This is a genomic window from Burkholderia sp. JKS000303, from assembly GCF_002563755.1.
GTDB classification, from domain to species: domain Bacteria; phylum Pseudomonadota; class Gammaproteobacteria; order Burkholderiales; family Burkholderiaceae; genus Burkholderia; species Burkholderia anthina_B.
This window is the reverse complement of record NZ_PDBZ01000004.1, coordinates 133,697-146,222: the sequence shown is the minus strand read 5'-3', so window position 1 is coordinate 146,222 and position 12,526 is coordinate 133,697. Positions and strand designations below refer to the sequence as shown.

Annotated in this window: 9 protein-coding genes; 4 read left to right on the top strand and 5 right to left on the bottom strand. The window is 69.2% G+C overall.

Translation table 11 applies throughout. The features are described from left to right. Window positions 1-124: 124 nt before the first annotated feature. The 5 genes from BX604_RS33850 to BX604_RS33830 form a co-directional block, all read right to left on the bottom strand. A complete protein-coding gene (locus BX604_RS33850; RefSeq protein ID WP_098555551.1) occupies window positions 125-970 on the bottom strand; it encodes an alpha/beta fold hydrolase in 846 nt (281 codons plus the stop codon). Window positions 971-1,091: 121 nt separating this feature from the next. Further along, window positions 1,092-3,590, bottom strand: a complete 2,499-nt coding sequence (locus tag BX604_RS33845) for a DNA internalization-related competence protein ComEC/Rec2 (RefSeq protein WP_098555548.1) — start codon at window positions 3,588-3,590, stop codon at window positions 1,092-1,094. Window positions 3,591-3,647: 57 nt separating this feature from the next. After that, window positions 3,648-4,436, bottom strand: coding sequence for a TatD family hydrolase (locus BX604_RS33840; protein WP_098555545.1), 789 nt, complete (start codon window positions 4,434-4,436; stop codon window positions 3,648-3,650). Window positions 4,437-4,500: 64 nt separating this feature from the next. Further along, window positions 4,501-5,259, bottom strand: a complete 759-nt coding sequence (lolD, locus tag BX604_RS33835; RefSeq protein ID WP_373562454.1) for a lipoprotein-releasing ABC transporter ATP-binding protein LolD — start codon at window positions 5,257-5,259, stop codon at window positions 4,501-4,503. Beyond that, complete coding sequence (locus BX604_RS33830) at window positions 5,252-6,505, bottom strand: lipoprotein-releasing ABC transporter permease subunit (RefSeq protein WP_098555540.1); 1,254 nt, start codon at window positions 6,503-6,505, stop codon at window positions 5,252-5,254. The genes lolD and BX604_RS33830 overlap by 8 nt, the downstream gene beginning before the upstream one ends. A 151-nt stretch (window positions 6,506-6,656) precedes the next feature. Between BX604_RS33830 and BX604_RS33825 the strand changes: the two genes are divergently transcribed. The 4 genes from BX604_RS33825 (at window position 6,657) to lysS (ending at window position 12,317) form a co-directional block, all read left to right on the top strand. Further along, window positions 6,657-7,733 carry a regulator gene (locus BX604_RS33825; protein ID WP_179894941.1) on the top strand — a complete coding sequence of 359 codons (1,077 nt, stop codon included), beginning with the start codon at window positions 6,657-6,659 and terminating at the stop codon, window positions 7,731-7,733. Window positions 7,734-7,743: 10 nt separating this feature from the next. Then, window positions 7,744-9,441, top strand: a complete 1,698-nt coding sequence (recJ, locus tag BX604_RS33820) for a single-stranded-DNA-specific exonuclease RecJ (RefSeq protein ID WP_098555537.1) — start codon at window positions 7,744-7,746, stop codon at window positions 9,439-9,441. 162 nt (window positions 9,442-9,603) lie between these two features. Next, window positions 9,604-10,708, top strand: a protein-coding gene (gene prfB, locus BX604_RS33815) for a peptide chain release factor 2 (RefSeq protein WP_098555534.1) whose coding sequence is annotated in 2 segments (ribosomal slippage) — window positions 9,604-9,684 and window positions 9,686-10,708 — 1,104 coding nt in all. Because the reading frame shifts where the segments join, the coding sequence is not laid out codon by codon here. Between the two features lie 82 nt (window positions 10,709-10,790). Then, the gene (gene lysS, locus BX604_RS33810; protein WP_098555532.1) at window positions 10,791-12,317 is read left to right on the top strand and encodes a lysine--tRNA ligase; all 1,527 of its coding nucleotides are present in this window, start codon (window positions 10,791-10,793) and stop codon (window positions 12,315-12,317) included. The last annotated feature ends 209 nt before the right edge of the window (window positions 12,318-12,526 follow it).

Here is a 12,526-nt window from a genome sequence, read left to right as displayed (position 1 = left end):
CTCAGCAATTGACGCGATGATCCCGCCCCTTCGCGCGGCGCCGCATCAGCCGTGCGCGCCCGGGCGAACCGGCCGGCCGGTCGGTGCAACCGCACCCGCGAAACGCGGTGCGCCGGACGATGCGTCAGGCGCGCTTCGCGAGCGCCACGCCGTCGCGCGGCAGGCCGCCCTCCTCCGCTTTCAGCGAATTCAGCATCCGCTGCAATGCGCGGGCCGTCTCGATCGGCCGCTCCATCGGGAACAGGTGGCTGCCCTCGAGCCATTCGATGCGCCCGCGCGCCGCGCGGCGCGTCGCATCGAGCCCGACCTGCCGCACTTCGCGCGAGCGCGTGCCGGCGAGAAAGCCCAGCGGCACCGGCGAGCCGCGCGCGAGCCGCGGGCCGAGCGTGTGCGGCAACGTCCGGTAGATCAGGTATTCGACCTGCCGGTCGAACGCGAGCGCGCGTTCGCCGTCGGCGCCCGCCTGCGGAATGCCGTGGTCGATGTAGTCGGACAGCATCCGTTCGTCCCAGCGCGCAAACGCCGGCTTGCCGTGAAAGTGCCGCCACACGTCATCGCGGCTGACCCAGTGCGTGCGCCGGTTGCGGGTCGCCGCGGCCGGCGACAGCCGCTCGTCGAGCCCCGCCCACTGGCTCGCGCGCAACGCACCGGCGCGCCAGCCCGCGATGATCGGGGAATCGATCATCACCACGCCACGCACCCATTGCGGCTTTTTCAGCGCAGCCATCAGCGACAGGTAACCGCCGAGCGAATGGCCGACGAGCCACACCGGGCGCTCGTAGCGGCTGCCGATGTCGTCGAGCAGTTGCTCGACGAGATGCGGCCAGTCGCGCGTCACCGGGTAGCGGCGATCGTGGCCGATGCGCTCGATGTAGCGCAGTTCGTAGTCGTCGGCCAGTTCGGCGAAGATCGTCCGGTACGTCGATGCCGGAAAACCGTTCGCATGCGAGAAATGGAGGATGTCCTTCAAAAGCCGATGTCTCCTTTATCGACCGGCGCGGGGGCTTCGGCGCATGCCCCGGTCCCGTGCTTCGCATCCGGCCGAAGCCGTGCTTCGCCGCGCGGCGCCATGTTCTTCCCGACACGCACCGTCACCGATCCATCCAGTACCGCCGCTGCGCATCGCGATAACGCTCGAACACGAAGCCGCCGCCATCGGGCGCGACGTCGAACCGTACGGCCCCGTCGCGGTCGGTACGCGGCAGCGGGATCCCGCGCGCTTCGTAGCGCGCCAGGACCGTCCGGTGCGGATGCCCGAAGCGATTGCGATAGCCTACAGGAAATACCGCGACGCGCGGCCCGACCGAATCGAGGAAAGGCTCGACCGACGACGTGCGGCTGCCGTGGTGCGCAACGACGAGGATCTGCGCGGCCAGTGCGTCGTGGGCGCCGGCCACGAGCCGGCGCTCGGCGCTCGCCTCGATGTCGCCCGTCAGCAGCGCGGATGTGCCGCCCGCGTCGACGCGCAGCACGCACGACTGCCCGTTCGACGAGCCCGCACGCACCTCGCCCGGCGGCCAGAGCATCGTGAAGACGACACCGTCCCATATCCAGCGCTGCCCGGCCGCGCAACGCAGGCGATCGGTCACGCCGGCCGCTTCTGCGTCGCGCCACAGTCGGTGTTGCGACGCAATGCCGGCGAGCACCTGGCGGACCTCGGTCGCCGCATAAACAGCCGCCGCGCCGCCCGTGTGATCGGCGTCCGCATGGCTGAGCACGAGCGAATCGAGCGTCCGGATCGCGCGCGCCCGCAACGCTGGCGCGACGATCCGCGTGCCGGCATGGGTCGACTCCGCCCCCGGCCCCGCATCGAACAGCAAGACCCGGCGCGCGGTCTCGACCAGCACCGCCGCGCCCTGCCCGACATCCAGCACGGTCAGCCGGAAGCCGCCCGGCGGCGGCGCATCGGGTGCCGGCGCGACGAGCGGCAGCCAGGTGAGCGGCGCCGCCCAGCGCAGCGGCCAGCCGCGCGGCATCAGCACCCAGGCGACGCCCACGCATGCGAGCGCCAGCACCGGCCAGTCGGGCATGCGCAGCCAGAACACACCCGCCGGCCAGTCGGCGAGGTACCCGAGCAGCGCCATCATCGGTTCGAGCGCCGCGTGCGCGAGCCGGAACGCATAGACGTCGAGCGGTGCGGGCAAGCCGATACCGGCCAGCACGATCGGTGTCACGACCGAGCTGACCCACGGAATCGCAAACGCATTGCCGACCGGGCCCGAGACCGACATCTGCGCGAACCACGCGGCCGTCAGCGGCGCGAGGCCGATCGTCACCGCGTACTGCACGCGCGTCGCGTCGCTGATACGGCGCATGGCGCGCACGCACCATGCGCGCAGCCGACCTCGGCGACCGGTCGCTGCGGTGCCATCGAGCGTGCCGTCATCGCCATCGCCGCCGCCGTCGCCATCGAATTCGCGCACCGCACGCCAGCCCGCCACGGCCATCAGGATCACCGCGACCGCCCCGAACGACAGCCAGAACCCGGCCGACAGCACGGCCCACGGATCGGCCAGCAGCACGCCACCGAGCGCCGCGCACAGCACCGCGGAGGTCGGCACGCTGCGGCCGGCGAGAAACGCCGCCGCACCAGCCGCGATCATCCACCACGCGCGCTGCGCCGGCACGTTGAAGCCGGCGAGCGCCGCGTAGCCCGCGGCCGCCGTCAGCGCCGCGACGGACGCCACGTAGGGTGCCGGCATCATGAGCACCGCGGCTCGTCCGCGCCAGCGCAAGCGACGCCAGACCATCGACACGATCCCGCCCGCGATCGCGCCGACGAGCCCGACATGCAGGCCCGAGATCGCGACCAGATGGCTCGTGCCCGTATTGCGCAGCACGCGCCAGTCGTCGTCGCCAATGCCCGATTGATCGCCGACCGCGAGCGCGGTGACGATGCCGCGATGACGCGCATCGCTGCCCAGCACTGCGCCGATACGCGTACGCAGCGCGTCGCGCAGCCGATTGATCGATGCGCGCCACCCCGCTGCGCGCGCATCGAGCAACACCGAGCGCTGCGGCGCCACGACGTAGCCGACCGCACGAATGCCGGCGGCCAGCCATGCCGCCTCGCTGTCGCGCACGCCGGGATTGGCCTCGGCATGCGGACGCTTCAGACGCACGACCAGGCGCCAGCGCTGCGCGGCGCGCAACGCTGGCATCGCATCGCGTGCCGCGGGCTGCCCCCAAGACAACCGGATCAGCGGTGGGAAACGGGCCAGCCCCGCATCGTTGGATTCGACCGCGAACAGCAGCCGCGCGCCCGTGTCGTCGATCACCGGCAACCCGCTGATGACGCCCGTGACGACGATGTCGCGCCCTTCCCGCTCGACGGGAAGGCTATCGCGCAGCCGCCACTCGGCGCGGGCGGCCGCATAGCCGAAGCCGATCGCACACGCCGCGCTCGCGCAGAGCATCCAGCGCAGCGCGCTGATCGCGCGTGTCCGACGCCGCCGCACACACCATGCGAACGACGCGCCGCACACGACGAGCACGGCCGCGCCGGCCACCCAGACGCCCGCACCCGGTAACGCCGCCTGCCGCTGCAGCACGACGACGCCGAGCGCAAACGCGATCCACCACACGCGCATCGCGCCTCCTCGTCCATTCGGCGCCGTCGTTGTCAATCCGGCGCCTGCCGGCAACGATTATGCGGACGAAAGTGCGAGGCGCGGCAGCGCGGCGAACGCGTTAGCCGTTGTGGATAGGGACAGTGCGTGCGCGTCGACCCCGCGCAGCTCGGCGAGCACGTCGCCGATGCGCGGCACCTGGTCGGGCGCGTTGCGGGATTGGTACGCCCATTCGGGCGCGATGTCGGGGGCGTCGGTCTCGACGACGATCGCTTCGGCCGGCAATTGCATCGCGAGCCGGCGAATCTGCAACGCACGCGCGAAGGTCACGTTGCCACCGAAGCCGAGATGCAGCCCTTGCGCGAGATACGCGTCGGCCTGCTGGAAACTGCCGTTGAACGCATGCGCGATGCCGCGCCGCACGCCGAAGCGGCGCAGCCCGGCGAGCACGCGGTCCTGCGACTTGCGCACGTGGCACAGCACCGGCAGGTCGAATTCACGGGCGAGCTTGAGCTGCCCCTGATAGAAGAATTGCTGCCGCGCTTCGTCGAGGCCCGGCACGAAGTAGTCGAGGCCGATTTCACCGATCGCGACGAAGCGCGGATCGTCGAGGCTCGCCTCGATCTCCATGCGCAGCCGGTCGAGATCCTCGTCGCGCGCGTGCGGCGTGAACATCGGATGGATGCCGAGCGCATAAACCGCGCCCGGCGTGCGCTGTGCCAGCTCACGCACCGTCGTGAAATTGTCGCGCCCGACGCTCGGGATCACGATGCGTGACACGCCGGCCGCGCGCGCCGCCTGCGCGACCGCGTCGCGGTCGGCGTCGAATTCGGCGGCATCGAGATGGCAATGCGTATCGATCCACATGTCGGCTGTCCTGCGCCCTCACCGCCGCGCCGGGACGACCCGGCAGCGCGGCAAAGACGTTCGTTTACACCGGCAGCGCCGGCTCCTCGTACAGCACGCCGTCGCGCAAACGCATGATGCGGTCGCAGCGCGCGGCGAGCTCGGGATCGTGCGTGACGATCACGAAGCTCGTTTCGAGCGTCTCGGACAATTCGAGCATCAGGTTGAACACCGTATCGGCCGTCCCGCCGTCGAGGTTCCCGGTCGGTTCGTCGGCGAGCACGCATGCCGGCTTCGTCACCAGCGCGCGCGCGATCGCGACCCGCTGGCGTTCGCCACCCGACAGCTCGCCCGGCCGGTGTTTCGCACGCGGGCCGAGACCGACACGCTCGAGCATCGTCTGTGCCTGCGCGCGCGCGTCCTCGGTGGTCATCCGGCGGATGCGCAGCGGCATCGCGACGTTGTCGAGCGCGGTGAATTCCGGCAGCAGGTGATGGAACTGGTAGACGAAGCCGAGCGCGCGGTTGCGCAACTCGTTGCGCTCACGCTCGGCGAGCTGCGTAAACGGCTTGCCGAGCAGCGACACCTCGCCCGCGCTCGGCTCGTCGAGGCCACCCAGCACGTGCAGCAGCGTGCTCTTGCCCGAGCCGGACGCGCCCACGACCGCGAGCTTCTCGCCGCGTCGCACCGTCAGCTCGGTGTTGTTGAGCACCTGCACGTTGAAGCCGCCCTGCACGAACGCCTTCGTGATCCCGCGCGCCTGAAGCACGTATTCCTGCATACCTGCCGAATCCTGTCTGAGGGGTTGTCGTGAATCCGCGAATGCGGTCGCACGGTCATTCATAGCGGAGCGCCTCCGCCGGCTTCACCTTCGCGCCGCGCCAGCTCGGATAGAGCGTCGCGACGGCCGACAGCACGAACGCGATGAGGCCGATCTTGATCACGTCGCTCGCGACGAGCTCGGACGGCAGCTCGCTGATGAAGTACACCGACGGCGGCAGGAACTGCACGCCGAACAGATGCTCGATCATCGGGATCAGCCACGGAATGCTCCACGCGATCAGGCAGCCGAGCGCGACGCCCGTCGCGGTGCCGACGAAGCCGATCGTCACGCCCTGCACGACGAAGATCTTCATGATCGAGCCCGGCTGCGCGCCGAGCGTGCGCAGGATCGCGATGTCGGCCTGCTTGTTGGTCACGGTCATCACGAGCGACGACACGAGGTTGAATGCGGCCACCGCGATGATCAGCGTGAGGATGATGAACATCATCCGCTTCTCGATCTGGACTGCCGAGAACCACGTCTTGTTCTGCTGGGTCCAGTCGCGGATGTACAGGCTGCCCGACAGCGTATGCGACAGCTCGACCGCGACCTGCGGCGCCTTCTGCATGTCGGTGAGCCGCAGCCGCACGCCGGTCGGCGCCGTCATCCGGAACAGCGCCTCCGCGTCGCGGATGTTGATCATCGCGAGCGTGCTGTCGTATTCGTAGTGCCCCGACTCGAACACGCCGACGACAGTGAACTGCTTGAGCCGCGGCATCATGCCGGCCGGCGTGATCGTGCCTTCGGGCGCGACGAGCGTGACCTTGTCGCCGACCGTCACGCCGAGGTTGCCGGCGAGCGCGTCGCCGAGCACGATGCCGAACTGGCCGGGGACGAGCGCGCTCAACTGGCCCGCCTTCATGTCCTTGCCGATGTCCGACACCTGCGGCTCGAGCGACGGCTCGACGCCGCGCAGCATCACGCCGCTCACAGCGTCCTGGCGCGTGAGCAGCGCCTGCGCGTCGACGTACGGCGCGGCGCCGATCACCTCGTGATTGCGGCGCGCTTCCTGCGCGGTCAGTTGCCAGTCGGGCATCGAGCCGGTCGGCGAGAACACCTCGACGTGCGCGAGCACCGACAGCATGCGGTCACGCACTTCCTTCTGGAAGCCGTTCATCACCGACAGCACGACGATCAGCGCCGCGACGCCGAGCGCGATCCCGAGCATCGAAACGAGCGCGATGAAGGAAATGAAGCCGTTGCCGGTCGTGCGTTTGCCGGCGCGCGTGTAGCGCCAGCCGATCTGCCATTCGTACGGAAGTTTCAAGCGAATCCTTTCTGCTGGTTACGGCGGGGAGGCGGCCCGCGGCCGGACCGCCGTCCGGCGGCGCCCCGCCGACCGGGCGTGGTCGAAAAAACGGTCGCCGGACGCAATCGGGCCGTCAGCCGGCCCGATCACGCGCGCAGTTTGCCATACAATGCGCACCATCATGCACGACCGACGCCTCCATTTTCTCGTTCCGTTCGCGCTGCCGTCAGCGGCCGATGCGGCCTCGTCCCTGCACACCCTGGACAGTCCCGCGCTCGAAAAGTTGCTCGCCCGCGCGAGCCTTGTCGAGCGCGTGACCGGCGAAGACTTCCAGCGCACGCTGCCGCACGAGCGCTGGCTGGCCCGCCAGTTCGGCGCGACCCAGGGCAACGCCGCCGACGAGGCGCCGCTCGCGCCCTACATGCTGCTGGCGGACGGCGGCGCCCCGGGCACGCAAGCCTGGGCCTGCGTGGAACCCGTGCACGTCGAAATCGCGCACGATCACCTCGTGCTCGTCGATCCGTCGAGCCTCGCGCTCGACGACGGCGACGCGGCCGCGCTGCTGGCCGTCGCGCGCCCGCTGATCGAGGAGCTCGGCGTGCGGCTCGAAGCGCCGCAGCCGACGCGCTGGTATCTGTCGAGCGAGCAGCTCGCCCGCCTGGCCGGCGCCGCGCCGCTGCGCGCGAGCGGCCGCAACATCGAGATCTGGCTGCCGCACGAGGCGCACACCGGCGAACGCTCGCGGATGTGGATGAAGCTGCAGAACGAGGTGCAGATGGCCTGGTTCCAGCATCCGGTCAACGAAGCCCGCGAAGCGCGCGGCCTGCCCGCCGTCAATACGATCTGGTTCCACGCGCAAGGCACGCTGAAGCCGGTCGGCAAGCCGTTCGCGCGCGTGCTGTCCGCGTCGCCCGCGGCGCTCGGCCTCGCGCGCGCGGCGCAAGCCGACGCGGGTGCGCCGCCGGCCGCGTTCGGCGCGCTGCCCGCTGCCGCCGGCGCGACGCTCGTCGAGCTGCCGGCGCTGACCACCCCGTTCATCGAACAGGACTGGGCACGCTGGCATGACGCGCTCGCCACGCTCGAGCGCGACTGGTTCGCGCCGGCGCTGGCCGCGCTGCAGAACGGCGAGCTGGCGAGCGTCGATTTCACGCTGGGCGGCGACACGAGCTCCGTGACGCTGCACGCGACGCGCGGCGACCTGCGTAAGTTCTGGCGCCGCCGCGCGCTGGCGTCCCTGTTCGAATAACCAGACCTGTATGACCCGGATCGTTACCCGCCCCGTCGCCCCCGCCGACGCAGAAGTGCTCGCGCGCCACGGCCTGCATCCCGTCCTCGCGCGCCTGTACGCGTCGCGCGGCGTGCAGTCGCCCGCCGACATCGAAACGGCGCTCGCGCGCCTCGTCCCGCCCACCGAACTGAAAGGCTGCGCGGATGCCGCATCGCTGCTCGCCGACGCGATCGCCGACAAGCGGCGCCTGCTGGTCGTCGCCGACTACGACTGCGACGGCGCGACTGCCTGCGCGGTCGCGGTGCGCGGCCTGCGGATGTTCGGCGCGCAGATCGACTATCTCGTACCGAACCGCTTCGAATACGGCTACGGGCTCACGCCCGAGATCGTCGAACTCGCGGCCGCCCGCAAGCCCGACCTGCTGATCACCGTCGACAACGGGATCGCAAGCGTCACGGGCGTCGAAGCCGCGAATGCGCGCGGCATCGACGTGCTCGTGACCGACCATCACCTGCCCGGAGACGCACTGCCCGCCGCACGCGCGATCGTCAACCCGAACCAGCCCGGCTGCGCGTTCCCGAGCAAGCACCTCGCCGGGGTCGGCGTGATGTTCTACGTGCTGCTCGCGCTGCGCGCCGAACTGCGCCGCCGCGGCGCATTCGCGAGCAAGGAGGCCGAGCCGCGCCTGGACGGGCTGCTCGACCTCGTCGCGCTCGGCACCGTCGCCGACGTCGTGCGGCTCGACGGCAACAACCGTGTGCTCGTCGCGCAGGGCCTGCAGCGCATCCGCAACGGCCGCATGCAGCCGGGCATCGCCGCGCTGTTCCGCGCCGCCGCGCGCGAGGCGCGCACCGCCTCCGGTTTCGATCTCGGCTTCGGTCTCGGCCCGCGCCTGAACGCCGCCGGCCGGCTCTCCGACATGTCGCTCGGCATCGAGTGCCTGATCACGGACGACATCGGTCGCGCGTGGGACCTCGCGCAGCAGCTCGACGTGATGAACCGCGAGCGCCGCGAGATCGAGGCCGGCATGCAGCAGCAGGCGCTCGCCGATCTCGCCGACGTCGACCCGGCCGACGCGTGCACCATCACGCTGTTCAATCCCGAATGGCATCAGGGCGTGATCGGGATCGTCGCCGGCCGGCTCAAGGAGAAATTCCACCGCCCGTCGTTCACGTTCGCGCATGCGGACGAAGCCGGCACGCGGGTCAAGGGCTCGGGCCGGTCGATTCCCGGGTTCCACCTGCGCGATGCGCTCGATCTCGTGTCGAAGCGCGAGCCCGACCTGATCGTCGCGTTCGGCGGTCACGCGATGGCGGCCGGCCTCACGCTCGACACCGACAACGTGCCGCGCTTCGCGGCCGCGTTCGAGGCGGTCGCGCGCGAATGGCTGTCCGACGACGCGCTGGCGCGCGTGATCGAGACCGACGGCGAGCTCGAGGAAGCGTATTTCACGCCGCAGTTCGTCGGGCTGCTCGACGAGGCCGTGTGGGGCCAGGGCTTTCCGGCCCCGCTTTTCTCCGGCGAATTCGACGTCGTGTCGCAGTCGCTCGTGAAGGAAAAGCACCTGAAGCTGCAGCTGGCGCGCGGGCGCCAGCGCTTCAACGCGATCTGGTTCAACCACACCGAGCCGCTGCCGGCGAGCGCGCTGATCGCGTACCGCCTCGTGGCCGACACGTGGAACGGCGTGACGCGCGTCCAGCTGATCGTCGAGCACGCAGCCGGCTGAACGCCGGCGCGGCGGCCCACGGCCCCACGGCCCCGCACCAAACGCATGCACGCCGCGCCGGACGGGGCCGCGGCATGCATGCCAGCACAGTCCGCGTCACCGGAGAACCCCGCCGATCGGCTATAATTCCGCTTTTTTACGAAGCAAGAAAAGCGAACGATCATGGAAGCGGAACGTCTCAACGCGATCGAAAGCTCCCTGCTCGACCTGCGCAATCGCGCGGGCGAGCTTCGGGGGTATCTTTGACTACGACGCCAAAGCTGCGCGTCTGACTGAAGTCAACAAGGAACTCGAAGACCCGAACGTCTGGAACGATTCGAAGAACGCCCAGGCACTCGGCCGCGAGAAGAAGCTGCTCGAAGGCGTCGTCTCGACGCTGACGGTGCTCGATAGCGACCTGCGCGACGCGCTCGATCTGTTCGAGCTGGCACGCGAGGAAGGCGACGAAGACACCCTCGTCGCGTCCGAAGACGATGCGCAGAAGCTCGAAGCGCGCGTCGGCGACATCGAATTCCGCCGGATGTTCTCGAACCCGGCCGACCCGAACAACTGCTTCATCGACATCCAGGCCGGCGCCGGCGGCACCGAGGCGTGCGACTGGGCGTCGATGCTGCTGCGCCAGTACCTGCGCTACTGCGAACGCAAGGGCTTCAAGGCCGAAGTGCTCGAAGAGTCCGACGGCGACGTCGCCGGCATCAAGAACGCGTCGATCAAGGTCACGGGCGAATACGCGTACGGCTTCCTGCGCACCGAAACGGGCATCCACCGCCTCGTGCGCAAGTCGCCGTTCGACTCGTCGGGCGGCCGCCACACGTCGTTCTCGTCGGTGTTCGTGTATCCGGAAATCGACGACTCGATCGAAGTCGAGGTCAACCCGGCCGACCTGCGCATCGACACGTACCGCGCATCGGGCGCGGGCGGCCAGCACATCAACAAGACCGACTCGGCCGTGCGGATCACGCACATGCCGACCGGCATCGTCGTGCAGTGCCAGAACGACCGCTCGCAGCACCGCAACCGCGCCGAAGCGATGGCGATGCTGAAATCGCGCCTGTACGAAGCCGAAATGCGCAAGCGCCAGGCCGAGCAGGACAAGCTCGAATCGAGCAAGACCGATGTGGGCTGGGGCCATCAGATCCGCTCGTACGTGCTCGACCAGAGCCGCGTGAAGGACCTGCGCACGAACGTCGAAATGAGCAACACGCGCGCTGTCCTCGACGGCGATCTCGACGACTTCATCAGCGCGAGCCTCAAACAGGGCGTGTAAGCGCCGCGGCGCGGCCCGTCAGGCCGCGCCGTCCTTGTCCTGCCCGTTGGCGTTGCCGCACCCACTCCGAATTCCGACCATCATGACCGAACCGACTCAAACGCAGCCCGCCGTCGCGGCGGACGAAAACCAGATCATCGCCGAGCGCCGCGAGAAGCTGCGCGCATTGCGCGAGCAAGGCATCGCCTATCCGAACGATTTCCGGCCGACGCATCACGCCGCCGATCTCCAGGTGAAATTCGCCGACTCGGACAAGGCCGCGCTCGAAGTTGACCAGGTCGAGGTGTCGGTCGCCGGCCGCATGATGCTCAAGCGCGTGATGGGCAAGGCGAGCTTCGCGACGGTGCAGGACGGCTCGGGCCAGATCCAGTTCTTCGTGACGCCGAACGACGTCGGCGCGGAAACCTACGACGCATTCAAGAAGTGGGACCTCGGCGACATCGTCGCCGCGCGCGGCGTGCTGTTCCGCACCAACAAGGGCGAGCTGTCGGTCCAGTGCAAGGAGCTGCGTCTGCTGTCGAAGGCGCTGCGTCCGCTGCCGGACAAGTTCCACGGCCTCGCCGACCAGGAAATGCGCTATCGCCAGCGCTACGTTGATCTGATCGTCACGCCGGAAACGCGCGACACGTTCCGCGCGCGTACCCGCACGATCGCGTCGATCCGCAAGTTCATGGACAACGCCGAGTTCATGGAAGTCGAGACGCCGATGCTGCACCCGATCCCGGGCGGCGCAGCGGCCAAGCCGTTCGTCACGCATCACAACGCGCTCGACATGCAGATGTTCCTGCGTATCGCGCCGGAGCTGTACCTGAAGCGCCTGATCGTCGGCGGCTTCGAACGCGTGTTCGAGATCAACCGCAATTTCCGGAATGAAGGCGTGTCGCCGCGCCACAACCCGGAATTCACGATGATGGAGTTCTACGCCGCGTACACCGATTACCGCTGGCTGATGGACTTCACCGAGCAACTGATCCGCCAGGCGGCGATTGATGCGCTCGGCACCGCGACGATCCAGTACCAGGGCCGCGAGCTCGACCTCGCGAAGCCGTTCCACCGCCTGACGATCACGCAGGCGATCCAGAAGTACGCGCCGCAGTACACCGATGGCCAGCTGTCGGACGACGCGTTCCTGCGCACCGAACTGAAGCGCCTGGGCGTCGACGTGTCGCAACCGGCCTTCCTGAACGCCGGCATCGGCGCACTGCAGCTCGCGCTGTTCGAGGAAACCGCCGAAGCGCAGCTGTGGGAGCCGACCTACATCATCGACTACCCGGTCGAGGTGTCGCCGCTGGCGCGCGCATCGGACACGGTGCCGGGCATCACCGAGCGTTTCGAGCTGTTCATGACCGGCCGCGAGATCGCGAACGGCTTCTCGGAGCTGAACGATCCGGAAGACCAGGCCGCGCGCTTCAAGAAGCAGGTCGAGCAGAAGGATGCCGGCGACGAGGAAGCGATGTTCTTCGACGCCGACTACATCCGCGCGCTCGAACACGGGATGCCTCCGACGGGCGGCTGCGGGATCGGCATCGACCGTCTCGTGATGCTGCTGACCGACAGCCCGACGATCCGCGACGTGCTGCTGTTCCCGCACCTGCGCCGCGAAGACTGACGGCCTGCCTCGCGTGTGCGCCGCGTCTCGTGGTGCGCACGCGCCGGCTTTGTAACCACGCGTAAATCCCGCCTGCCGGCGCCCGCCGGCCTTTGATCCTCCCCCGTTTTATTCTCACGCCGCAGCGACCTTCCCCGGGTTTTCCCGGTCGCGATCGCCTGCGCGCCGCTGCAATTCGTTACACCTTGATACGGTGCCCGCCTCGCCGG

Coding starts and splice junctions, on each gene's coding strand:
- BX604_RS33845 (WP_098555548.1), bottom strand. CDS start 3,590: ATGCGCGTGTGGTGGATCGCGTTTGCGCTCGGCGTCGTCGTGCTGCAG.
- BX604_RS33840 (WP_098555545.1), bottom strand. CDS start 4,436: ATGTGGATCGATACGCATTGCCATCTCGATGCCGCCGAATTCGACGCC.
- lolD (WP_373562454.1), bottom strand. CDS start 5,259: ATGAATGACCGTGCGACCGCATTCGCGGATTCACGACAACCCCTCAGA.
- recJ (WP_098555537.1), top strand. CDS start 7,744: ATGACCCGGATCGTTACCCGCCCCGTCGCCCCCGCCGACGCAGAAGTG.
- BX604_RS33825 (WP_179894941.1), top strand. CDS start 6,657: ATGCGCACCATCATGCACGACCGACGCCTCCATTTTCTCGTTCCGTTC.
- lysS (WP_098555532.1), top strand. CDS start 10,791: ATGACCGAACCGACTCAAACGCAGCCCGCCGTCGCGGCGGACGAAAAC.